Source organism: Paenibacillus sp. H1-7, from assembly GCF_022354825.1.
In the GTDB taxonomy this organism is placed as follows: Bacteria; Bacillota; Bacilli; order Paenibacillales; family NBRC-103111; genus Paenibacillus_S.
Window position 1 is genome coordinate 696591 of the sequence record NZ_CP031168.1, and the last position, 22263, is coordinate 718853.

The following is a 22263-nucleotide window of genomic DNA, read 5'->3' on the forward strand; positions in this document are numbered from 1 at the left end:
CCCGTGGAGCTGGAAACGTTCTTGCATGATTTGCATTACGATGTCGACAAAACGAAGCCTCCGGGCTGGGAGATCGATTGGGACGACAAGCCGCTGCCTTACAAGCTGTATCGCAGCATACCGACAGTGACATTGGCTGCGGAAATTCCATTGGTGCTGCCGGCGAACAGGCCGTTAGCGGGCGCAGCCGCGCGTGAATATCCGGGTGCAGGCTCCGGAGCGAATACACTCCGGAAGCCGGGGCCGCCTGATCTGCGAACCATCGGACACTTTCTGTGGTATGCTTACGGCCTTGCTCAAGTGAGCGATTCGATACTAGCCACCATGGGTCCGGGGCAGGATGTGTTCCGGATGCAGCGAAGGTTCGCCCCTTCCGGCGGAGGCTTGTATCCGAATGAACTATATGTCTATTTGAACATCGGAGAGCTGCCTGAGGGTGTATATCATTACGATACGGCGCACCATCGGCTGGCGCTGCTGCGCGAAGGGAGATTTGACGGCTATATCGCCCGTGCGCTGGGCAACAGCTGCGATGTCGGCCGCTGCTTCGGCGTCGCCTTCGTTTCGTCGATGTTTTGGAAAAACTTCTTTAAATACAATCATTTCTCCTACCGTCTGCAAGCGTTGGACGCAGGCGCAATGATGGGGCAGCTGCTGGAATCGGCCAAACGGTTCGGATGGGAAGCGGGGGTCCATTACCGGTTTCTCGACCGCGCCGTTAATCGTCTGCTGGGGCTGTCTGAGCAGGAGGAGAGCGTATACGCCGTCATTCCGTTGTCGGCGGAATCGGCCGACGTCTGGTTTGCCGGCATGGCAAGGCAGCCGCCCGGAGCTATTACCGCTGAACGGCTGTGCAGCGAACTGCCCGCTATCCAGCATGACCAGTACGTACGATCGAAGAGAATCAAGCCCTACCCGCTGCTGAACCGGATGAATGAAGCTTCCATGCTGGAATCGCTAGAATCGTTAGGCCCTGTCGGGCTGCCTTGGATGGAAGCCGGTGGAAGCTCCGGCCGCAGAACGGCGGCGGGTGAGAGATATCGCCTGCCCGTCACAGAGAGGCTGGAGTACGATTTCGCCTCCGCATGCCGTCAACGGTATTCGCCGGATGCGGATTTCGTTATGGGCTCTCTGGAGCCGGAGCGGCTGGCCGCACTGCTGCGTGAAGCGACAGAGTCCTTCGTGTACCGGAACGATCTGGATGGCTTCATGGAGCCGTCCGCTCCGAGAGCTCCGAGAGTCGGTTTGTATGGGATCCTGCATCAGGTGGAAGGAATCCCTGACGGGTCGTACCGCTACGACAGCGCGGAGTGCGCCTTGCTGCAGCTCCGGCCGGGAGATTTGCGGCTGTGGGTTCAAGAGGGAATGCCAGCGCACAACGTCAATGTGCTGCAGGTTCCCCTTGTTTTGCATATAGCCGGGGATAGGCGGCATTACTTGCCGGCGCTTGGATACCGCGGGTACCGCATCCAGCAGATGGAAGCGGGTATGCTGACACAGCGCGTCCTGCTGTCCGCTGCGGCGCTGGGGTTAAACGGGCATCCGCTGCTCGGCTATGACGCCCGGCTGTGCGACGAGCTGTACCGGCTTCCGGAGCAGCGGCTGGCGAGCCTGATCCAAATTCCCGTCGGCTGGACCCGGCCCTCCCCCCGGCTGGCGGGGGCGCTGCATGGTTGACGGGTTACCCCGAAGCAAGCGGTATCCCGTGAAGCGGAGAGGTCATAGCATTACGATCAAGGCATACCGTAATTGTTAACGGGCTGCATTGGCAGGAGGATAGTTATCCGGCTAATGGCAGCCTTTTTACCACAAAAGATTTTATAAAGATTCCGATGTCAGCGGATGTAAAAGTTTATTTGGCGATAAAAACAACCTTGCTTACGTAGCGAGTTTTGCTAAAGCAAAACTTTAAGGTCGCTCCTCTGTGAAAGGACGTCGATAGACGTTTTTCTCACATCATGGATGCACAGGAATAACCGCATATTATGTCGAACTTCTTGGTATGATGCGAATAGTAAACTTAACCATACTTAGAAATATCGCCATATTGATTTTATTTTTCGGCGCTCTTTTTTACCTGCGCTGGACCTGGATGGGGGTTTTTACTACACAGGATCAACCCCAAGCCGTCCAAGGCGTAATCGATTTGCGCGGTGTCGACCTGGAGCAATCTCCGCCGTTCTTTTTGAACGGGCAGTGGGAGCTGTACCCTCACCAATTTGTTTCGTATCAAAACGGACCGCAGGGAGCGAACGGAGGACTCCCTATCCAAGTGCCGGGTGATTGGGGCGGCGCGCTGAATCCAGATTCCGGCGCCTCCTACGGGTACGGGACGTACAGGCTGCGTATTCTTATCGATCCGCTGGTCCAGCCTGTCGCCTTCTGGTTTCAAGGCATTCAGGCGTCGTCGGAAATCGAAATCAACGGGATTACCTCCAGCAAGATCGGCAAAATTGCCGCAAACGCCGACGATTACGTACCCGGAAACGTCTCGTACACTGCCAACTATGCGGAGGAGGGTACCACAGAAATCGATTTGCTAATTCGCGCAGCTAATTTCGACCAGCCGTTGAAAGGCGGCTTGACGCGTTCCATTCGCTTCGGCTCGCTGGCCTCGATTGATTACGTGCGATGGTATTCCATCGGCTTCCAGCTCGTTACGTTTATCATCCTGCTGCTTCACGGCTTGTATGCAGGCATCATCTACTTGTTCAACCGCGGGGAGAAGGCTTTGCTCATTACCGGCTTATTAACCATATCGGTCGGGATAGCGATCCTTATCGGCCATGATAACGTGCTCCAGCTCTGGCTGCCGATCAATTACGAATGGGCGATAAAGATCAGGCTGCTCAGCCTCCTGTGGCAAAACATTTTTATCCTGCTTCTGTTCCGAAAATTCTCGGCGGCACCTCCGAAGAGCCTATGGTTACGGGGTTACACAACGGCACTTGTTCTGTTCTCGGGATTTTTGGCGGCCGCACCCGCATCATGGGTCAATGCAGCGATCGATTTGCAGCTGTTCCATGCCTTCTATTTCACTTCCTTCGCCTGGTTTATTTATATCGTCTGCACCATGATCTTCATGAAGCAGGCTGACAAAGACGTCGTCTTCCTGCTGCTCACCGCGGCAGCTATCATAACCAACATGTTATGGAGCATCGTCGAGTCGATGAAGGACGTGACGACCGTGTATTATCCGATGGATCTTATTGCGGCGCTCACCGGATTTTCCAGCTATTGGTTTAAAAAATATATCCGTAACGCCAACAATAATGCGAAGCTGACGGAACAGCTGACAAAAGCGGATAAGCTTAAGGACCAATTTCTGGCCAATACCTCACACGAGCTGAGAACGCCGCTGCACGGCATCATGAATATTGCGGAAACCGTAGTGACCAAGGAAAAAGAGAAGATGGACGAAAAAAGCGTGAAGGATATGGAGCTGCTTGTGACGATTAGCCGCCGGATGTCACATTTGCTCGGCGATCTGCTGGACGTCGCACGGCTCCGCGAGCATGGCATTGTGCTGCAGCGGGAGCCTTTACAGGTGCAATCGGTCGTTCCGAGCGTCATCGCCATGCTGAAATTTATGGTGGAAGGCAGGCCGATCCGGCTGTCCACGGATATACCGGAATCGATGCCCCCGGTCATGGCCGATGAGAAAAGGCTCGTGCAAATTTTGTACAACCTGCTGCACAACGCGATCAAATACACCGAGGAGGGAACCATCAGCGTTTCCGCCGGGACCAGGGACGGGCATGCCGTCATCCATGTCACCGATACCGGAGTCGGCATGGACGAAGAGACACAGCTGCGAGTGTTTCTCCCTTATGAGCAAGGATCTTACGGGATCAGCGACGGGAAGGGGATCGGGCTCGGCTTGAGCATATGCAAGCAGCTGGTCGAGCTGCACGGCGGCTCGTTGACGGTTCACTCCGCAGAAGGCAGAGGCTCGGAATTCCGCTTCGAGCTGCCGCTCGCGGATGCGTCGGAGGTACCGCTGCCGCCGCAGCTGTTGTCTATGCCGGCAGGAACGGAGACGGAACCGCCGCCCGGGTTCCTTGCCCGGGACACGGCCGTTGGCGAAGTGGCTGCCGCCGCAGCTATTCCGCCGCTTCTGCACGATTCGCGGGCGAATATTCTTGCGGTTGACGACGATCCGGTCAACCTGAATGTACTGGCCGGCATCCTGTCGACGGAGCCGTACAGCATTACCACGGTCCAGTCAGCCCGTGAAGTGCTGGAACTGCTCGGCACCCGGCAATGGGACCTGCTGATTGCCGACGTTATGATGCCGCAAATGTCGGGCTACGAGCTGACGCAGCGAGTAAGGGAGCATTACTCGGTATCGGAGCTTCCGGTGCTGCTCTTGACCGCGCGCAGCCAGCCTTCCGATATATATACCGGCTTCTCGTCGGGAGCCAACGATTATGTTACAAAGCCGGTAGATGCCCTGGAGCTGAAATATCGGATCAGGGCGTTAGTAGCGCTGAAGCAATCCATCCATGAGCGTTTACGTATGGAAGCGGCCTATTTGCAGGCGCAGATCCATCCTCATTTTCTGTTTAACACGCTGAATTCCCTGATGGCGCTAAGCGACATCGATACGGAGCGCATGCGGGATTTAGGCGATGCGTTCACGTCGTATTTACGGATCAGCTTCGATTTTCTTAATACGGGAGAGCTGGTCGAGCTTACTCATGAGCTGGAGCTGGCCAAAGCTTATTTGTACATTGAAAAAGAGCGGTTCGGGGACAAATTGGCGATCGTTTGGGAGGTCGAGCCCGATATTAATTTGCTTCTCCCGCCGCTGCTCATTCAGCCGCTGATTGAAAATGCGGTCAAGCACGGTATTTTTAGCCGGACCCAAGGCGGAACGGTACATATTCGGATTACCCGCCGGGAGGGCTTCATCCAAGTTGAAGTAAAGGACAACGGCAAAGGGATGGACCAGGAGAAGGTGATTCAGCTCCTCAGTCCGACGATGAAGGGGAAGTCCGGCATAGGGCTCCCGAATACGAACCGGCGGTTGATTCAAATGTATGGCCGCAGCTTATCCATCATCAGCACACCGAATGAAGGAACCGTCGTGTCGTTCGTTATCCCTTATAATTCTTTTAATGATATGAAATAATCTGACACCAAGATCACCCTCTCCGCGCCTGAGCTTGCGCCTCCCATTACTGTTATGTGTTAACCATTAGGGGGTGCAGGAAGCAGTCGCGCGGAGCCTGGTGATCTTTTGTCCGTTATAGCCGAAGCTAAAAGCTCGCGGCAAGCTTCGCTGTCTTCTGCAATCCTTCCTCCACAATCTGGCTGGCACGGTCTGGATACTGGTTATGCCCTTCGATAACGGCCACTTCCGGATCGTGAATCCCCCACATGCCGAGCATATTTCTCACATAGGCCAACGACATCTCCATTCCAGCCAGGAAGGAATTGGAGTAATCCCCTCCGCGTGCATTTAATAGAGCGACTTTTTTGCCTGCTGCGAGTCCGGTGATTCCTTCTTCGGTAAACTGGAACGTTTTGCCGCTCTGCGTCAAATACGAAATGTAAGTGATCAGCGGTGCCGGAACCGTATGGTTCCACAGTGGAAAGGCAAAGACCGCTTTGTCGGCCGCCAAAAACTGATCCATATACCGGTTGGCGATCCGGGCGGCTTTAAGCTCTTCGGGAAGGGGCTCCAAGCCCAGGCTCAGCTTATAAAGACCACTGATGGTTTTGTTTCCGTAATACGGAAGCTCGGCATGGTAAAGATCAAGCTCGGTAATGTGATCCTGCGGATTGGCCTCCTTGTACGTTTGCAGGAACGTTTCATACATTTGTACGCTGACGGATTGCTCTGCCGGACGGTCATTGGCAATAATGAATAATACACGGGACATGTTCATCTTCCTCTCCTGAGATGTGATCTTTTACAAGGTCTAGTGTAAGGGAAGAACACTGACAACAGACTGTCAGAGATTGTTGATGGTTTCTATTGTTTTTTCTTTTATTTTTTGCGGTTTGTACGATACAATAGATGTGCATTTGGACCGTTTGAAGGAGCCGCGCGAGATGGAGAACCTACATAAGGAGCATGACCAAATTAGTCAAATCTGTTTGCTGGCCGGCAAAATTATGCTGCAAAGCGGAGGAGAAACCTACCGGGTGGAGGATACGATGATGCGCATCGCCGCCTCGCTAGGGTTCGACAATACCCATAGCTATGTAACCCCTACGGGAATCATCTTTACCATTGACGGGAAGGAGCCGGCAACCCGGCTGATCCGGATTATGGAGCGGTCGACGGATTTGCGCAAGGTGGCGCTGGTCAACGACGTCTCGCGCAAAATTAGCGCAGGTCAGCTATCCGTCCAGGATGCCTACGAGACGCTGAAGCAAATCGATGCGGACCGCCACGCCTATCCGGTAGGCACCCAGGTTATCGCCGCCGCATTGTCCAGCGGATGCTTCCTGATCATGTACCAGGGCGTCTGGCAGGATTTTATTCCGGCTATGCTTGCCGGCGGGTTCGGTTTTTGCATGCTCGTCTTCTTGCATCGGCTTATTTCCATCAAGTTTGTCGCGGAGTTCGCAGCTTCTCTCTTGATCGGCATGATCACGTTCGTCTTTGTCAAAAGCGGCTTCGGCCGGGAGCTCGACACCATTATTATCGGGTCCGTCATGCCGCTTGTACCGGGGCTGCTTATTACGAATGCGGTAAGGGATTTAATGGCGGGGCACCTTGTGTCGGGTATCTCGAAGGGTGCGGAGGCGCTGCTCACCTCGTTTGCCATCGGCTCGGGGATCGCGTTCGTGCTTTCTTTTTATTGAACCGCTTAGGAATCCGAACAGGAGAGTTCATATATATGATCCTAGAACAGCTCGTGACCAGCTTCATCGCCTCCGCCGGCTTCGGCATTTTATTTAACGCCCCCAGGAGAAACCTGCTGCAATGCGGCTTTGTAGGGATGCTTGGGTGGCTCTTGTATATCTCGTGTCTGAAATCGTGGGACGATCCTATCTTGTCGACGCTGACTGCTTCGTTTTTCGTCACCGTAGTAAGCCAGTTTCTCGCAAAAGTATACAAAACGCCGATCATCATTTTCAGCGTCTCCGGCATTATTCCGCTTGTACCGGGGGATTGGCTTACGATGCCATGCGCAACGTCGTAGAAAATCAGTATGATCTGGCCGTGCAGATGGCAGCCAAGGCGTTCATGCTGTCCGGTGCCATTGCGATTGGCATTGTTTTCTCCGAGGTGATCAATCAGGTTATCCGGAAGTCGCGTTTATAGTAAGCTGTGGAGGGGAGAGCCGGGGTATGAAAGTAGAAACGATCTCATTGCAAGGAACGGCGCAGTGGAACGAGGATGCGCTCGTTATTAACGAAAGCCTGCATTTGTACGGCGTTTTGGACGGGGCTACCTCCGTACATCCTTATCGCGGGCCCAACAACGAGACGGGAGGCTATCTGGCTTCGCAAACGATACGGCAATATATGCAGTCGCTGAAGACAGACGCCGGGCTGGAGACGGGGCTGAAGCCGCTTGTCCTCGAAGCGAATTCGAAGCTCAGGGAAGCGATGCTCGAGGCCGGGATCGACGTCACCGACAAGCAATCGTTGTGGACGAGTGCGCTGGCGATGGTCCGGATTAGTAATAATTACATCGATTACGCCCAAGTAGGGGATTGCATGATTATCGCCGTTTACAAGGACGGATTGATCCGGCCAATCTCCAGGGATCAGGTGGCGCCCATCGATGCGCGGTTGAAAAGCGTCCTGCGGGAGCATATCCGGCAGGGTGTTGCGTCGAGAGATGAGCTGTGGGCATGCATCAGGCCGATGATTTTGCAAAACAAAACGAAAATGAACACGATCGAGGGCTACTCGGTCATGAGCGGCGAGCCGGAGCTTGCCGATTTTATCGAATACGGCAGGTTTAACCGGATCGGGCTGCAGTCGATCTTGATCGTGACGGACGGCTTGTTCCTGCCTGGAGCGGACTCGGAGCGGGAAGCAGACGCTATAACAGCGATGGCCGGGCGCATTGCCGACATGACCTTGCCCGGTTATGCCGAATGGCTGCTCCGGCTGGAGCAGGACGATAGCGAATGCGTGCGGTATCCCCGATTCAAAATATCCGACGATAAAACGGGCGTATGGATCAAATGGTGAGCATGGAGCTGCAGGGAACATACAGGTTGCCTGCGGCTCCTTGGAATTGAGTTTGGCAAGGAGATGATTGGAATTGCAGGGAAACGATTCGGGGGTTTGCAAGTTCGTTCATTATGGATTAAAATGAAACCGGATTCAGATAATATAATAAGAATTGACCATTGGACAATTATGGGATCATAGCGAAGGCTGAGGGAGAGAAGTACAATGAAAGAAACGTTGCGTGTCGAGAAAGATTTCTTAGGTTCCAAGGAAGTGCCGATCGAAGCTTACTACGGTATTCAAACGTTAAGAGCCGTAGAGAACTTCCCGATCACGGGTTACCGGATTCACGAAGAGCTGATCAGAGCGATGGCGATCGTGAAAAAAGCGGCGGCTACAGCCAATATGGAAATTACGAGACTGCAGCCTGCATTGGCGGAAGCCATCGTTCGCGCCGCGGATGAAATCATTGCAGGCCAATGGCACGACCAATTCATTGTCGATCCGATTCAAGGCGGCGCAGGAACATCCATCAATATGAACGCCAACGAGGTTATTGCCAACCGCGCGATTGAGCTGCTGGGCGGAACGAAAGGCGATTACTTCACCGTTAGCCCCAACTCGCACGTCAACATGGCGCAATCGACGAACGATGCGTTCCCGACGGCGATTCACATTTCCGTGCTGTCTTCGATAGACAAGCTGTTGGTGACGATGAAGCAGCTGCATGAAGCTTTTGTCGCCAAGGCGAAAGAGTTCGACGGCGTGATCAAAATGGGCCGCACCCATCTGCAGGATGGAGTGCCGATTCGGCTTGGTCAGGAATTCGCCGCCTATGCCAAAGTGCTGGGACGGGACATGAAACGGATCGAGAACACCCGCGAGCATCTGTACGAGGTTAATATGGGAGCGACGGCGGTCGGAACGGGCTTGAACGCCGATCCGCGCTATATCAAGCGGGTTGTGGAGCTCTTGGCCGAATGGAGCGGCTTCCCGCTCGTTAACGCCGAGGATCTCGTCGACGCTACGCAAAATACAGATGCGTACACCGAGGTGTCCGCAGCATTGAAAGTATGCATGATGAATATGTCCAAGGTGGCGAACGACCTGCGCCTTATGGCGTCGGGGCCTCGCGCCGGATTAGGCGAAATCAGGCTGCCGGCCCGCCAGCCGGGATCTTCCATCATGCCGGGTAAAGTGAATCCGGTTATGTGCGAGGTCGTCAATCAGGTGGCGTTCCAGGTTATCGGCAACGACCATACGATTTGCCTTGCTTCCGAAGCGGGACAGCTTGAGCTGAACGTGATGGAGCCTGTTCTCGTCTTCAACCTGCTTCAGTCTTTGAGCATCATGAACAATGTGTTCCATGTGTTCAAGGTTCACTGCGTTGACGGAATTGAAGCCAACGAGCAGCAGTGCAAAGAATACGTCGACCGGAGCATCGGTATCATTACGGCGCTGAACCCGCATTTGGGCTACGAGGTAGCGGCCCGCATCGCGCGCGAAGCGACGTTAAGCGGCAAATCGGTACGCGAGCTGTGCTTGCTGTATAACGTGCTGACCGAAGAGGAGCTGGATCTCATCTTGGATCCGTACGAGATGACGCATCCCGGCATTGCAGGTGCGGCGCTTCTGGATAAAAATTAATCGGCTCTGCCGGGTCTGGCAGACTCCTGACAATTCAACCGGCGGTCCGGAACTTTGGTTCCGGGCTTCCGGTTTTTTTGCCGCTGCGATTCTTAATGCTGCTTCATGCGTTAAATAGGTAACGGCATTGATTGATGTTCCTTGTCTTTGATGGCGGTATGTGCATGAAACTCCGGATATTCCCGTATGCTAAGGAAGTGCGCAAGACTTATGGATTTAAAGGAGGAGGATTTCCATGATTTTAAGTACTACACCGACGATACAGGGGAAAGAGATTGTGCAGTACGTTTCCATTGTCACTGGAGAAGCCATTATGGGGGCCAATATCGTACGCGATCTGTTCGCATCGATCACCGATATTGTAGGCGGACGCTCCGGGGCCTACGAGAGCAAGCTGAAGGACGCCCGGGACATAGCATTCAACGAGATGGAATCGCAGGCGGCTCGGATGGGGGCCAACGCTGTCGTCGGAATCGATATTGATTATGAAGTGATTCGCGAAGGTATGCTGATGGTGGCGGTGAGCGGCACCGCGGTCAGAGTGGAGTAAAGCAACGCCTGAATCGGGCGAAACGGGCTGGGAAAGTACATACACCAGCGAAAGTAACTAAGAGGCGGCTTACCGGCGAGATGTTAGAGGTAAGCCGTCTATTCGTTTCTCATACTGGAGAGTTGAGTCGATCGACTCAGACGGGAACAACATCGATGTATTGCACTCTGCCGTCATCCCCGTCTATAACCAGCTGGATCTCTACGGCCGGGACGGAAGCAAGCGCCCGCAGCGTGGGCGAATGACGCAGCTCATCCATTAGATGCCAGCCCGTCGGGCAAAGGATGTAGCGGCGGTCGCCGCGTGCCATGAACGTGTTCGCAATAAAGCTCCACAGCTCGTCCCAATGCTCAAGCTGAATCGTTTCCAAACGCTCCGCATACAAGGAATAGTATTGGAGGCGCTTGGCCGGCTCGTGGATGATGAGATCCGTTCTATACAAATCTGTAATCAATGGATAAACCTCCCCGCTTCGAAGCTTGTCTCGCAGCCATTGCTTGGATGAAGGCCGGATCCCGTTCAAAATGACCTCTTGGTCCTCGTTGGCAATAGACACCATCTTAGGTCTGCCGAAATGAGGGAGCAGCTGCTCGAACAGGACTGCTTGCGTTTCCAGACTGCCGATCGGGATTTGCATATGAACATCACCGGAGTAGAGAGCATGGGGCGCCAGCAGCCATTGGGCGAGCACCGACATTTCCCCGTCTGGAGAGGGTGATTCCAGACCTTGCGTATAAATGAAAAAATCGGCGGCATCGCTATCTCCGGCTACCAGAATGCCGTTTCCTTGACATACAACGAGCTTCTCTTCCTTCAACCAATCCAAAGCCGGTCCACCTCCCATCGTTTTCACAACTCTAATCAATCCAATCCGCTCATGAAGTCGCAGGGGACATGATTTTATTGTAATCTGAGGGTATGCCGATGACAACTTTTCCATGGATGCCAATTGTTAGGCGGATGTCAGGAATTTTAATCTTTTAGTCTAAAAGTTACCTAAAGCTTGTTTGCCATAATACTATACAAAAGCAGTACAATGGCAGGGGGAATTCAAATGGCAAAAGTGATGGTAGTCGACGATGCGGCTTTTATGAGAATGATGCTGAAGACGATGCTTACGGAAGAAGGGCATGAGATCGTAGCCGAAGCGGCGAACGGTTTGGAAGCGGTGCAGGCATATATGTCGGCCAAGCCCGATCTGGTAACGATGGACATTACGATGCCCGAGCTTGACGGAGTAGGGGCCGTCAGGGAAATTCACAGGCTGGACCCGCGGGCCAAAATCATTATGTGCTCCGCCATGGGGCAAAAGGCAATGGTGATCGAGGCGATAACGGCGGGAGCGAAGGATTTTGTCGTAAAGCCGTTTCAAAAGGAACGCGTGATGGAATCTGTTAACAAAGTGTTAGGATTATAAGCGGACGGCCTCCTTGCCATGATGTGGCGACGGAGGTTTTTTACTTGTAAACAATACATATACTGTATATAGCGAAACTGAAGAGAGGGGAGGGTGATGAACTTTGCGGTGGAAAGCGATAGGCGGGGTCGTGCTGCTCATAGGCGTCGCAGCCGCAGCCGCCATTCAAATATACGGCAAGCCGTATCATCCCGATGCGTCTGCGCTTGAGGCAATGAGAGGGGGACACGGAATTACCGTAACGGACAGCAAACGGTGGATCGCCTTCGAGCCGCTGCAGGTCAAGCAGCCGGACGTTATATTGTATCCTGGCGCATGGATCAGTCCCGAGAGCTATGCCCCGCTCGCCTCCCTGCTGGCCGATCGGGGCTACCGCACCTGGATCGTCAAAATGCCGTTTGAGCTTGCGGTATTCGGCGTAGAACGGGCAGCGGATATTATGGAGATGAATCCGAAGCAGCCGTACGTCATCGGAGGCCATTCGCTCGGAGGCGCGATGGCAGCCCGTTACGCGGCCAAACATCCCGACAGCGTGCACGGGATCTTTTTTCTGGCGGCATATGCAGATCAGAAGGGCAGTATCAGGGAGACGAAGCTGGCGGCGTTATCCATTACCGGCAAAGAGGACGGCGTTCTGAACAGGCAAGCCTACGAGGAAGGGAAAGCGTATTTGCCGGAGAGCACCGTCTATGAAGAGATCAAAGGCGGCAATCATGCCGGCTTCGGCAGCTACGGGATGCAGAAGGGAGACAGGCCATCCAGGCTGAAGCCCGATGAGCAGGAGGCCCTTACGGCGGACATGCTGAGCAAATGGATGAATACCATAGTGACGCGCTCCAGCAGCAAATAAAGTAAAGACGACAGCAAAAAACCACCCGTTGGCTGGACGAATGGTTTTCGGTTGTATCGGTCGAGTTCAGTTCAGTTCAGGTAATCCCCTGATATGGCGTTTTGCCGGAAGGGGCGTACGCCTGGCTCGGAGTAGCGAGCGGCTCTCCGTTCTTATAATAGACCTTCGGGTCAAGAATAACGAAGAAAATGTGGATGTTATCGTAGCCCTGCTCCTGGAGCAGCCGGTTCAGCATGGAGGCCGCGGCGTCATGAACCTCCTGCTTGCGGGGAAACATTAGAATTTCTACGCTGAGCGGGACCTGGGTAATAGCTTCCGTGACCAGCGATTCCATCTTTACTTTCTCGTTCGATATGTTGACGATATGGGCGAATTCCTCCACCACCCGGGGGGCTATCGTTCGTAAAACATCCGTGGGAAAACCTTTAAAACGCAAATAAGGCATGGTGTCCGTCTCCCTTATATTCCAATATAAAAAGCAGCAGCATATCGATGCTCCCGCCAGACCTGAAACGATCAGCTTGTCCTAACCAGCGAGCCTGCCACTGGGGCTGTCTATTGATTATATGTACATTTTTACATATAATAGGCTCGTGAACATCGTACTACGGTTCCATATTTCTGTCAACCGAACAACCGTTACACGGGAGGGACCATGAATACTCTTTCATACGGCTTGCTTGCCATGCTTGCTCAGGGGCCGTGCACAGGGTATGAGCTGATGCTGCAAATTCAGCCGGTCTGGCAGGCGAAGCACAGTCAGATTTATCCGCTGCTTGCGAAGCTCGAGCAAAACGGCTTCGTCAGGTTCGTCGAAGTGCCGCAGAAGGAGAAGCCGGATAAAAAAGTGTACTCTATCACGGAACGGGGCGTCGAGGCACTGAAGCAATGGCTTCCAAGCGAGACCTCCGAGCCGGTCAAGCGGGACGAGATGCTGCTCAAAACCTACTGCATCTGGCTTGTTGACCCATCAAAGACGGAGCGTTTGTTTGAGGAACGGCTCGAGAGCTTTGGGAAAAAAATGAGTAAATATAAGTCAATGCTGTCCGAGCTGCATCGGGAGGACGATAACGCAGAGCGCTTGCCGGGCGCAGGTTCCGCCTCGTTCGGCCAATATATATTGCTAAAGAGGGCTATAGACAGCGCTCAAATGGAGATGGATTGGTGCCGCTGGGTGCTGCAGCAGCTGCAGGAGCAGAGGGAGAAGCGGGCCGCTGCAGAGGCAGCCAAGGATGCCGCGCAGTGACGCCCTAACCCGGGCGAATGCCTCGCTAGGCAGGCAGGTCATCCCTCTATCCGATGGAGCTTCACTTAATTTATAGGTCAGGTCGTCTTGTCGTTCATCGCTGTGAATACGATAGGCCGATTTATTTGTTTTTGCCCCCGTGCAAAATCCAGTGCAACATTCGTTGCTCCCATCGCCGTGCGTGCGTGCCTTTATCCCGTTTTTATGCTATGGTTAGATGTGAGAGAATTGGCAAGAGCTTGATGACTAATCGGGAGCTGAAGTGAGGGTAGATGGATGAACGATCGCAAGATGATTGTCTGTTTGGGCGAGCTTTTAATTGATTTTGTACCGGAAGAGAACGGACAGCCGCTGGATAAGGTGCCTGCTTTCCAGCGAGCGGCGGGGGGAGCTCCCGCCAACGTAGCCGCGGCCGTAGCGAAGCTGGGCGGATCGTCCCGGTTTATCGGGAAGATCGGCAGCGACGCGTTCGGCCGTTATTTGCGCGGCACGCTGATTGACGCGGGAGTGGAGCCGGCGCTCGTCGAGACGGAAGAGGCGAGGACGGGCCTGGCCTTTGTATCGCTCCGCCGGGACGGGGAGCGGGATTTCTTGTTTTACCGCGAGCCGGCCGCGGATATGCTGCTTGAGGCGTCGGAGCTGGAGGACGATTGGCTGCACGACGCAGCCGTATATCATTTCGGCTCCGTATCCCTGATCAGCGAGCCGAGCCGGACGGCAACACTGGAGGCGGCGCGCAAGGTCCGGGCGGCGGGCGGAGTCGTATCGTACGACCCGAACCTTCGTCCTGCCTTATGGCCGGACGAGCAGACGATGCGGCAGGAGGTGCTCGCGCATATCGCTTTGGCCGATATAGTGAAGGTCAGTGAAGAGGAAGCGTCGCTTCTGCTGGAGACGCACCCGGCGGATGCGGTGCAGCAGCTGCTGGCTATGGGAGCCAAGGCTGTGGTCGTCACAAGAGGCGAGGAAGGCTGTTTCGTCGTTACGCGCAATGCGATGACGCTGGTACCGGGCGTGCGTGTTAAGGCGGTCGATACGACGGGAGCGGGAGACAGCTTCGTCGGAGCGATGCTATACAAGCTGGCGGAATGCGGAATGACAGCCGAGCGGCTGGAAGGGCTGTTGTCCGATGAAGCGGCTGTGATGGACATTTTTACATTCGCCAATAAGGTAGGCGCAATCACTACGACGCGTCGAGGCGCGATTCCTGCGCTGCCGACGCTGGCAGAAGTCGAAGCGCTTTAATACAACAACAAAGAAGGGAATCTGCTTTGGAATCAAGCAGGTTCCCTTCTTCGTTTCTATGCCGCTAGAAGCTTAGCGGAACGGTACGTTGTGCTGCGGGCAGCGGGCGAGAGTGTGGTCGGCGCTTAATACACCCGCGCCTCGACGAGCTCGGCGCAGCGGCCGCCGTTCGTTGCTTCGACGACGAGCCGGATCCGGGACGTATGCACCGCTTGGCTCAAGCGGTGGGTACGCTTGCGCTTGCGGTTCGCGCGCTCCTCATGCAGGACGGTCCATTCACCGTCCACTAACGCCTCCAGCCGGTAATCGCGCACGAGCTCTGGAATGATCTCGAACGGGGTCCGGTGGTGATGCAGGTTGATCAAATCCTCGTTCACGTCGTCGTTAAAGACGAGCTGCACCTCATTCACCTCGACCGGCTGCTCCCAGCTCAGCTCCAACGTCGCGGATTCTCCTTGGCGAAGCGGCTCGGAGCTCCACAGATGAGGCTGCCCGTAAGGGCGGAGGTAGCCGTCCTTGACGTTGTCAGCGGTGAAGGCTGCCGTCTCCGGATGAAGCCGGAAGCAGAACGGACGGCGCACGAGCTTCTTCATGCTCCATTGAACTACCGGCTGATCCGGCTGATGATCCTCCAAATCGCGCGAGACGACCGGCTTCCGTCCTTTGTCGAACGCGAGCACGCCGGTGTGTGGCTCATCGGATACATACAGCGCGACGCCGTCGCAGGCTTTCACGACGATGAACGCGTTCTGAGGCGTATCCGGCTTCCAGGCGAGCGGCACCTGAATCCACTGCCGCTCGCCTGGAGCAACCGCCACCGTGCCGCTTACTTCGAGCTTGTGCGGCACGTAGTTTTCCCCTCGGCCGGTGCTCCACACCTCGACCTCGAGCGTTGCCGGCGCCGCCGCATCGACCAGCAGGTCGAGCCGCTCCAGCTCCGGCGCCACGGGTACGAGCAGGCCGGCGTCCCGGGCCAGCTCATACCGCTCGGCGGCTTGCTCCACCGCGAGCCGCCGCAGCGTGCTCGACGCCGTGACGGCGGCACGGCGGGCAAGGTCCCGTTCATCGGCATTGTGCAGGCCGATGACGGAGGCATCCTGGCGCAGCAGCGTCTGCTGCAGCTGCGCCAGATGCTCGCGGTACACGCCGCGCGGCGTCGTGCCGAGCTGCACAGCCAGCGCCGCGCCGGTGCCCGCGGCCTCGCCGATGACCGCGCACGTGGCCATGACGCGCGTCGTCCCGAAGGCGACGTGGGAGGCGCTGATGTTGCGTCCCGCAAACATCAGGTTCGACACGTTCGCCGAGTAGAGCGAGCGGAACGGGATGTGGTATATCCCGTCGGCGTGCAAGTGCTTCGAGCCGCTCTCTGTCGAATACATCCCCTGCGGCGGATGAAGATCAATCGACCAGCCTCCGAAGGCGACCCGGTCCTCGAACTCCCGCTGGGCGAGAATGTCGTTCTGGTTCAGCACGTAATCGCCGACGAAGCGGCGGTATTCCCGTTTGCCCGGCAAGGAGCCGACCCATTCGAGTGTCATGTTGGCGGCGTCGAACTGGCCGGAATTTTTAATATAATCCCAAATGCCGTAAATAACCGACCACAGCTCGTCGCGAATGCGTTCATTCTGATGAACCGTGTCCAGCTCGCCGCCCCACTCGATCCACCAGTAATGGCAGCCCGAATCACCGCTGCGGATGACTCTTTTGATTGGGATCGACGTCTGGGTAATGTCTTTGGCAAAGCTTGGAGGGATATAGGCAACAGGGTGCCCGACATCCTTCGTATAAAATAACAGCGTGCTGCCGAGGGTAATCGAGTCCGCTTCCTCCGGCGCCCAATCCTCGTTGTATTCGTGCCTCGCCTCACGGCCGATCCGGTATTTGGCTCCGGCCAAAAAGCCGACCAGACCGTCGCCGGTACAATCCAAAAACATAGCGCTTTCAAAACGGATTTTGCGCTCCGAGCCCATCATCCACCCGGTGACGGAGACAATGCGGCGGTCGTCCGCTTCCCCAACCGCTTCCACCTCGTGAACGTCCGTGTTCAGGAACAGCTGAATATTCGGCTCCGCCAGCACCGTTTCCAGCACGACCAAATCCCAGAAATACGGATTCCCGTCCGGGTTCCGGTATTGATTTTCCACGAACATCTCACCCATAATGCCGGTTTCCCGGGCATAACGGTTCGTTCCGTGCGCTGTGGCGCCGCATACCCATACCCGGACCTCGCTGCTGGAATTGCCGCCGAGGACGGGGCGGTTCTGGATCAAGGCTACCGTGCTGCCGAGACGGGCCGCGGCGACAGCGGCGCTGACTCCGGCCAAGCCGCCTCCGATGACGGTAATATCGGTTTGGATCAGTTCGTTTTTCATATCGGATCACCTCTGCTTCAAAATAATTGCTTATCTATAATTTCATTATATGAGGGGCTATTTACTTTTAACATGCACTGATTTAGCATTGAGTATATACAAAATTTCATCGATGTCAGTTCGTGAGCATCGACATGAATCGTTCAGAGAGGGGGCGCCGGGCATGGAGGCTCCGTTTACAGAATGGCTGCCCGTTGTCCTGCAATATACGTTTTGGAAGCGGAAAGCCGACTTTCAGCTTGCAGAGGATACGTATGAGGAATGGGTGCTGTTTGCGGTAGAGGAAGGCTCGTTCCGCTATGAAATTAGTGAGTCGTCGGGAACAGCCGCCTTCGGCGACATCATCGTCTGTCCTCCAAGGACACCGTTTCACCGGGAGGTGGTCGAGCCGGTCTCATTTCATTTTTACACGTTCGGCTGGTCGCGACGCGATTGCGGAGAGGATTCCGCCCCTATTGGCGGTGATGAGGTCCCCGTTCGGCTGGCGCTGACGGACAGCACCCGGCTGTCCTCGACCTACCTGTACATGCGGCAGCTGGCCAGACTCGGCCCGCCTGCGCAGAGGCTCGGGCAATGGAACCATTTGCTGCAGGATTTATGGCAGCAATACGTGATGGAGCGCGAGCTGGCCGAGTCGGCCTCGTCCGTCGTTCAGCAGGAGCTGGATCCGGTCATGATCGAGGCGGGAAGTTGGCTGCAGCGCCATGCTTTCGGGCCTGTCCTGCTGAAGGAGCTTTGCAGCAATCTCGGCTTAAGCCCCGTCCAGTTCACGCGCAAGTTCCAAGCCGCCTATCGGATGACGCCGATGGATTATTTAACCTCATTAAGAATTCAAAAAGCGCAAACGCTGCTGCTGGAAACGACGCTCACGCTGGAGCAAGTCGCCGAACGGTGCGGCTACGAGAACGGCTTCTACTTAAGCCGTGTCTTTTCCCGAAGGATGAACGTGAGTCCGTCGCAATTCCGCAGCATGCACCGTGTCTAGCTCTGCAGCTCATTAGGCGCTCTTCAAGCGTTGAAGTGCGGGCTTCGTCCGGCCGGTGCGATGTCCTGTTTTCGTGCGATGTCGCAATGTTACATTCCGCTGTCGCCTATTTGGAATGGGATGCTTTTCCGAACCGTGGTACGATGTGGCTACAACCACTTAGGATGTCATTTTGGATTTCGGGAGGGTGAATTACGGATGGCGAGTAAAGTAAGAATCGGCATTATCGGAAGCGGCGGCATTGCGGGAGCGCATGTGAGAGCCTATAAACAAATGGAAGATGTGGACGTGGTTGCCGTAGCGGATATTATTCCGGGCAAAGCGGACGAGTTTATCGCGAAGCACGAGCTGACAGGCGCCCGCGGCTTTGACGATCACCACAGACTGCTGGAGCTGGAGCTGGACGGTGTCAGCGTCTGCACGCCGAACGTATCGCACAGCTCTACCAGTGTCGATGCGCTGAGGGCAGGCAAGCACGTGCTGGTCGAGAAGCCGATGTCCGTCACGCTGGAGCAAGCAGTAGAAATGGTGCAGGCGGGGAAAAAGGCGCAGCGCATGCTGTCCATAGCCTTCCAGCCGCGCTATGACCCGAACATGCAGACGGTGCGGGATATTGTCCGCTCCGGTCAGCTCGGTGACGTCTATTATGTGCAAACCGGAGGCGGGCGCCGCCGTGGCATGCCCGGAGGGACGTTCATTTCCAAGGAATTGGCCGGGGCGGGTGCGCTAGCGGACATCGGCTGCTATTCTCTTGATATGGTGCTGAACGCTCTCGGCTATCCGAAGCCGTTGACCGTGTCGGCGATGACCAGCAACCATTTCGGCACCAATCCCAAGTACCATTCGCAGGCGAGCCGTTTCGAAGTGGAGGATTTCGGCATGGCGATGATCCGCTTCGAGGGCGACTTGACCGTCAACTTCAAAATCGGCTGGGCCATGCATATGGATACGCTCGGTCCGACGCTGTTTCTCGGCAAGGATGCGGGCTTGAAGGTCACTCCATCCGGCAGCGGGGCGTGGGACGGCGGTATCACTTCGATCGCCTTGTACCACGATATTCTCGGTCACCCGACCGAGAGCCCGATTCCGGTCAAGCAGCATAACGTCAATATTTTTTACGAAAAGGTGCGCGACTTCGTCACAGCCATTCAGGAAGGAAGGCCGGCTCCGATTCCGGGTGAGGATATTATCCGGAACCAGGCCATTATCGACGGCATACTGAGATCCGGGGAGAGCAAGCGGGAAGTCGATATTGTTATTCCCGAGCTGTAGCCCCGAAGCCTTTATAGCTCTATAGCTCATGAAACATGAAAACCGCAGGATTCCAAGCGAGCATTGCCTTGTCCTTGAAGGATAAGGCTTGACCGGCTGGAGTCCGGCGGTTTTTGGTTATGTCCGGCGAGGAGTGCGCCTGTCAAATAACGAAGCCTTTATGGGGCATACTGCTCGGGAAGCGCGCGGATAATTTCCTCGTACTTCAGCGCAATCGCGATTTCCAGAATGTGAACCGGATTGCGGTGCGCATAAGCAAGCAACAATTCTTTGTTAAATTCGTCTTCGTTCATTTTCAAGCTTTTGCGTACGAGGTCCATCATCGCCCTTTGGTTGCGATAGTTGAGCTGCTCGATTTTTTCAACAGCCAGATCGATTTCATTGTCCATAATTACGCCCCCGTATAAGCTTATTGGTTTACCATATTCATTCGTTGCTTGTACGATTTTTTTGGCCTGCCAGCATGTTAGACATTTCACTACCGTAGAACGGTTCAGTTCGTCTCTCCGCTGTCTTACTTATCGGCTCTTCATCCGGTAATGGCGCTGGGCTTGTTCTGGACCTTTTTTATATTTCTCTTTCTTTGGATAATGTGTACAATGTACCATATTGTTCCAGGTGGTCCGATTTCTAATTGAGCAGGCTGGTCGGTAAAGGGACATCATATCCGTAAGGGGGAACGACCGTGACGGTTTCGAATTTTGCCTTTGTCAAAGCTGCTTTGCCGGAGCTTCACGCTTTGGCGTCCAAAGCTGAGCGAACGATGGACAGCGCCCCGCTTGTAACGCTGCAGTACCTTCAACTTATGGGGCAGTGGTTTGTCACAACCATTTTGATGCATGAGGATCTTGCGCCGGGGTCAGCAGAGCCTATGGCACGACTGGAGACCTTGCTCCGCAACGAAATCGTTCCTGAACGATGGAGCGCGGTATTGAAGAGGCTGGAATATATGGATACGAGAGAAAGCGAGCTTTTATTGGATCCGGCTATCGGTAAGCGGCGACTATTCGAGATGTACGATTTTACTTGCTGGTATTACAAAACCTATATCGACGACGAATACGAACCGTCCCCCGCCTATGTCTCTTCCCAAAGCTTGTGCATAAGCAGCATGGAGTCGACGGAAGTCCGACGTGAGCACGTACAGTCCCAGATCGGAATTAACGGACAACACTTCGAAGCACAATGGGAACGCCATATCGGGAACGGACATCGCATCGAGACCGCAGAAGGCGAGAGCTATCAGGGCGAATGGCATAACGGAATGAAGCAGGGCACGGGCGTATACCGCTGGTCCGACGGAACGAAATATACGGGGCAATGGAGCAGGGATGTCGAGCATGGCTTTGGAGAGAAGCAGTACGCCAATGGAGATACGTACCGGGGGGAATGGCGGGAAGGGCTGTTTTACGGCAAAGGCACCTATCAATGGAACGATGGAGCCGAATACGTTGGCCAGTGGGAAGACAATATGGAGCATGGCTACGGGGTGAAAACGTTGCGAGACGGCGCGGTTCACCGCGGATTGTGGGTATACGGCGAACTGGTTGTTCGAGAGGACCAGCTTGCAGGCGGCCGGGATAAGATGACCGGTTCGGCAAACGGTTGAGCTGTCCTGCGTAAAAAAAATGGAATTCATCTCGATTTAAGATGGAAATCGTGCAAATGAAGTATTATTCGACATCGTTGAATGTTGGTATACTCCAAATATGTGACCATTTCCTAATGAGGAGAGATGCCCCGTGTCTCAATTTGATGCCGTAGCCAACAAGTACATTGAGCATGCAGTGAAAAAAGGGGCGCAGTGGAAGCCCTACGCAGCGATCGTTGACGAGCTTGCCAAGGAGACAGCCATAGCGGGCAAAACGATCTGCGATATAGGATGCGGTCCGGGGATCTTAACCGGCAAGCTGCGTGAGCTGGGCGGTCAACTTACCGGTGTCGATTCCAGCGAAATCTTGTTAAACTACGCGAGCAGCCAGGATCAGAACGTGCATTGGATACATGACGATGCTATGACGCTGAGCCAGCTTCGGGAGGAGAGCTTCGATATCGTTGTATCGAGCTTGATGCTGATGGACGTACCGGATCATAGGGCGGTGTTCCGTCAAAGCCTGCGTATTCTCAAGCCTGGCGGGCTGATGATCTGGTTAATCATGCATCCGTGCTTCCAGTCTCCTTTTAGCGAGCCATTGGAAGGCGGAGGCCATAAAGTGGTTCAATATGCGCCGCAATATTGGAAGTCCGAGGGAGAGGATACATTCCGCTCCATAGCAGGCTCGCACCATCGCCCTATCAGCGATTATGTGAACGATTTTATGAATGCAGGCTTCGAGCTGCAGCGCTTGTTTGAGCCGGGAGCGGAGCAGGGGATTCCGGTGCATTTCGGGGCTGTAGGGAGAAAAAGCGCTTCCGATGGAATCGGAATTATAGGCGATTAAATGCAGGGCAGCTTTCCCGCGCGGAAAGACTGCTCTTTTTTGCATAGTTTGGAGAAGGATTCGGAAATCGATTTCAGATGATAACCGTATAAA

19 protein-coding genes and 1 pseudogene are annotated in these 22263 nt (G+C 54.8%); 15 read left to right on the forward strand and 5 right to left on the reverse strand.

What is annotated here, in order from left to right; translation table 11 throughout:
* Positions 1 to 3 precede the first annotated feature (3 nt).
* A complete protein-coding gene (locus tag DVH26_RS03355; RefSeq protein WP_239631135.1) occupies positions 4 to 1677 on the forward strand; it encodes a SagB family peptide dehydrogenase in 1674 nt (557 codons plus the stop codon).
* Positions 1678 to 2005: 328 nt separating this feature from the next.
* Positions 2006 to 5134 (forward strand): hybrid sensor histidine kinase/response regulator, encoded by a 3129-nt coding sequence (locus DVH26_RS03360; protein WP_239635266.1) that lies wholly within the window; start codon positions 2006 to 2008, stop codon positions 5132 to 5134.
* Positions 5135 to 5261: 127 nt separating this feature from the next.
* Here the strand turns inward: DVH26_RS03360 and DVH26_RS03365 are convergent, their stop codons facing one another.
* Positions 5262 to 5894 (reverse strand): FMN-dependent NADH-azoreductase, encoded by a 633-nt coding sequence (locus DVH26_RS03365; protein WP_379461502.1) that lies wholly within the window; start codon positions 5892 to 5894, stop codon positions 5262 to 5264.
* A gap of 166 nt (positions 5895 to 6060) precedes the next feature.
* On the opposite strand from DVH26_RS03365, the gene DVH26_RS03370 reads away from it, so the two are divergent.
* From DVH26_RS03370 to DVH26_RS03390, 5 genes and pseudogenes are all read left to right on the forward strand, one after another.
* The gene (locus DVH26_RS03370) at positions 6061 to 6819 is read left to right on the forward strand and encodes a threonine/serine exporter family protein (RefSeq protein WP_239631137.1); all 759 of its coding nucleotides are present in this window, start codon (positions 6061 to 6063) and stop codon (positions 6817 to 6819) included.
* 35 nt (positions 6820 to 6854) lie between these two features.
* Positions 6855 to 7282 (forward strand): annotated as a pseudogene (locus DVH26_RS03375) (threonine/serine exporter family protein).
* A 26-nt stretch (positions 7283 to 7308) separates the two neighbouring features.
* Positions 7309 to 8163: a protein phosphatase 2C domain-containing protein gene (locus DVH26_RS03380; protein ID WP_239631138.1), complete on the forward strand. Its 855-nt coding sequence runs from the start codon at positions 7309 to 7311 to the stop codon at positions 8161 to 8163.
* A gap of 207 nt (positions 8164 to 8370) precedes the next feature.
* The gene (gene aspA / locus DVH26_RS03385; protein ID WP_239631139.1) at positions 8371 to 9792 is read left to right on the forward strand and encodes an aspartate ammonia-lyase; all 1422 of its coding nucleotides are present in this window, start codon (positions 8371 to 8373) and stop codon (positions 9790 to 9792) included.
* 235 nt (positions 9793 to 10027) lie between these two features.
* Positions 10028 to 10342, forward strand: coding sequence for a heavy metal-binding domain-containing protein (locus DVH26_RS03390; protein WP_239631140.1), 315 nt, complete (start codon positions 10028 to 10030; stop codon positions 10340 to 10342).
* A 136-nt stretch (positions 10343 to 10478) separates the two neighbouring features.
* Here the strand turns inward: DVH26_RS03390 and DVH26_RS03395 are convergent, their stop codons facing one another.
* Positions 10479 to 11168: a hypothetical protein gene (locus tag DVH26_RS03395; protein ID WP_239631141.1), complete on the reverse strand. Its 690-nt coding sequence runs from the start codon at positions 11166 to 11168 to the stop codon at positions 10479 to 10481.
* Positions 11169 to 11396: 228 nt separating this feature from the next.
* Here DVH26_RS03395 and DVH26_RS03400 point away from each other — a divergent pair, with 228 nt between their 5' ends.
* Both DVH26_RS03400 and DVH26_RS03405 read left to right on the forward strand, forming a co-directional pair.
* Complete coding sequence (locus tag DVH26_RS03400) at positions 11397 to 11759, forward strand: response regulator (protein WP_239631142.1); 363 nt, start codon at positions 11397 to 11399, stop codon at positions 11757 to 11759.
* Positions 11760 to 11862: 103 nt separating this feature from the next.
* Entirely contained in the window at positions 11863 to 12609 is a 747-nt protein-coding gene (locus DVH26_RS03405; RefSeq protein WP_239631143.1) for an alpha/beta fold hydrolase, read from the forward strand.
* Positions 12610 to 12685: 76 nt separating this feature from the next.
* On the opposite strand, the gene DVH26_RS03410 is transcribed toward DVH26_RS03405, so the two are convergent.
* Positions 12686 to 13054: a DUF1904 family protein gene (locus DVH26_RS03410; protein WP_239631144.1), complete on the reverse strand. Its 369-nt coding sequence runs from the start codon at positions 13052 to 13054 to the stop codon at positions 12686 to 12688.
* A 210-nt stretch (positions 13055 to 13264) separates the two neighbouring features.
* On the opposite strand from DVH26_RS03410, the gene DVH26_RS03415 reads away from it, so the two are divergent.
* Both DVH26_RS03415 and DVH26_RS03420 read left to right on the forward strand, forming a co-directional pair.
* Entirely contained in the window at positions 13265 to 13855 is a 591-nt protein-coding gene (locus tag DVH26_RS03415) for a PadR family transcriptional regulator (RefSeq protein ID WP_239631145.1), read from the forward strand.
* A gap of 276 nt (positions 13856 to 14131) precedes the next feature.
* Positions 14132 to 15100 carry a PfkB family carbohydrate kinase gene (locus DVH26_RS03420; RefSeq protein WP_239631146.1) on the forward strand — a complete coding sequence of 323 codons (969 nt, stop codon included), beginning with the start codon at positions 14132 to 14134 and terminating at the stop codon, positions 15098 to 15100.
* 125 nt (positions 15101 to 15225) lie between these two features.
* Here DVH26_RS03420 and DVH26_RS03425 read toward each other — a convergent pair whose 3' ends face one another.
* Complete coding sequence (locus tag DVH26_RS03425; RefSeq protein WP_239631147.1) at positions 15226 to 17472, reverse strand: FAD-dependent oxidoreductase; 2247 nt, start codon at positions 17470 to 17472, stop codon at positions 15226 to 15228.
* A gap of 163 nt (positions 17473 to 17635) precedes the next feature.
* On the opposite strand from DVH26_RS03425, the gene DVH26_RS03430 reads away from it, so the two are divergent.
* Both DVH26_RS03430 and DVH26_RS03435 read left to right on the forward strand, forming a co-directional pair.
* Complete coding sequence (locus tag DVH26_RS03430; RefSeq protein WP_239631148.1) at positions 17636 to 18457, forward strand: helix-turn-helix transcriptional regulator; 822 nt, start codon at positions 17636 to 17638, stop codon at positions 18455 to 18457.
* A 198-nt stretch (positions 18458 to 18655) separates the two neighbouring features.
* Positions 18656 to 19729 (forward strand): Gfo/Idh/MocA family protein, encoded by a 1074-nt coding sequence (locus tag DVH26_RS03435; RefSeq protein ID WP_239631149.1) that lies wholly within the window; start codon positions 18656 to 18658, stop codon positions 19727 to 19729.
* 158 nt (positions 19730 to 19887) lie between these two features.
* Here DVH26_RS03435 and DVH26_RS03440 read toward each other — a convergent pair whose 3' ends face one another.
* Positions 19888 to 20118 carry a hypothetical protein gene (locus tag DVH26_RS03440; RefSeq protein WP_239631150.1) on the reverse strand — a complete coding sequence of 77 codons (231 nt, stop codon included), beginning with the start codon at positions 20116 to 20118 and terminating at the stop codon, positions 19888 to 19890.
* A 296-nt stretch (positions 20119 to 20414) separates the two neighbouring features.
* Between DVH26_RS03440 and DVH26_RS03445 the strand changes: the two genes are divergently transcribed.
* Both DVH26_RS03445 and DVH26_RS03450 read left to right on the forward strand, forming a co-directional pair.
* Positions 20415 to 21338, forward strand: a complete 924-nt coding sequence (locus DVH26_RS03445; RefSeq protein ID WP_239631151.1) for an MORN repeat-containing protein — start codon at positions 20415 to 20417, stop codon at positions 21336 to 21338.
* 133 nt (positions 21339 to 21471) lie between these two features.
* Entirely contained in the window at positions 21472 to 22170 is a 699-nt protein-coding gene (locus DVH26_RS03450) for a class I SAM-dependent methyltransferase (protein ID WP_239631152.1), read from the forward strand.
* Positions 22171 to 22263: the final 93 nt, after the last annotated feature.

Bases quoted from the DNA above. Each gene is read 5' to 3' on its own strand.
- DVH26_RS03360 (WP_239635266.1), top strand. From the start codon at position 2,006: ATGCGAATAGTAAACTTAACCATACTTAGAAATATCGCCATATTGATT.
- DVH26_RS03365 (WP_379461502.1), bottom strand. From the start codon at position 5,894: ATGAACATGTCCCGTGTATTATTCATTATTGCCAATGACCGTCCGGCA.
- DVH26_RS03370 (WP_239631137.1), top strand. From the start codon at position 6,061: ATGGAGAACCTACATAAGGAGCATGACCAAATTAGTCAAATCTGTTTG.
- DVH26_RS03380 (WP_239631138.1), top strand. From the start codon at position 7,309: ATGAAAGTAGAAACGATCTCATTGCAAGGAACGGCGCAGTGGAACGAG.
- aspA (WP_239631139.1), top strand. From the start codon at position 8,371: ATGAAAGAAACGTTGCGTGTCGAGAAAGATTTCTTAGGTTCCAAGGAA.
- DVH26_RS03390 (WP_239631140.1), top strand. From the start codon at position 10,028: ATGATTTTAAGTACTACACCGACGATACAGGGGAAAGAGATTGTGCAG.
- DVH26_RS03400 (WP_239631142.1), top strand. From the start codon at position 11,397: ATGGCAAAAGTGATGGTAGTCGACGATGCGGCTTTTATGAGAATGATG.
- DVH26_RS03410 (WP_239631144.1), bottom strand. From the start codon at position 13,054: ATGCCTTATTTGCGTTTTAAAGGTTTTCCCACGGATGTTTTACGAACG.
- DVH26_RS03415 (WP_239631145.1), top strand. From the start codon at position 13,265: ATGAATACTCTTTCATACGGCTTGCTTGCCATGCTTGCTCAGGGGCCG.
- DVH26_RS03420 (WP_239631146.1), top strand. From the start codon at position 14,132: ATGAACGATCGCAAGATGATTGTCTGTTTGGGCGAGCTTTTAATTGAT.
- DVH26_RS03425 (WP_239631147.1), bottom strand. From the start codon at position 17,472: ATGAAAAACGAACTGATCCAAACCGATATTACCGTCATCGGAGGCGGC.
- DVH26_RS03430 (WP_239631148.1), top strand. From the start codon at position 17,636: ATGGAGGCTCCGTTTACAGAATGGCTGCCCGTTGTCCTGCAATATACG.
- DVH26_RS03435 (WP_239631149.1), top strand. From the start codon at position 18,656: ATGGCGAGTAAAGTAAGAATCGGCATTATCGGAAGCGGCGGCATTGCG.
- DVH26_RS03440 (WP_239631150.1), bottom strand. From the start codon at position 20,118: ATGGACAATGAAATCGATCTGGCTGTTGAAAAAATCGAGCAGCTCAAC.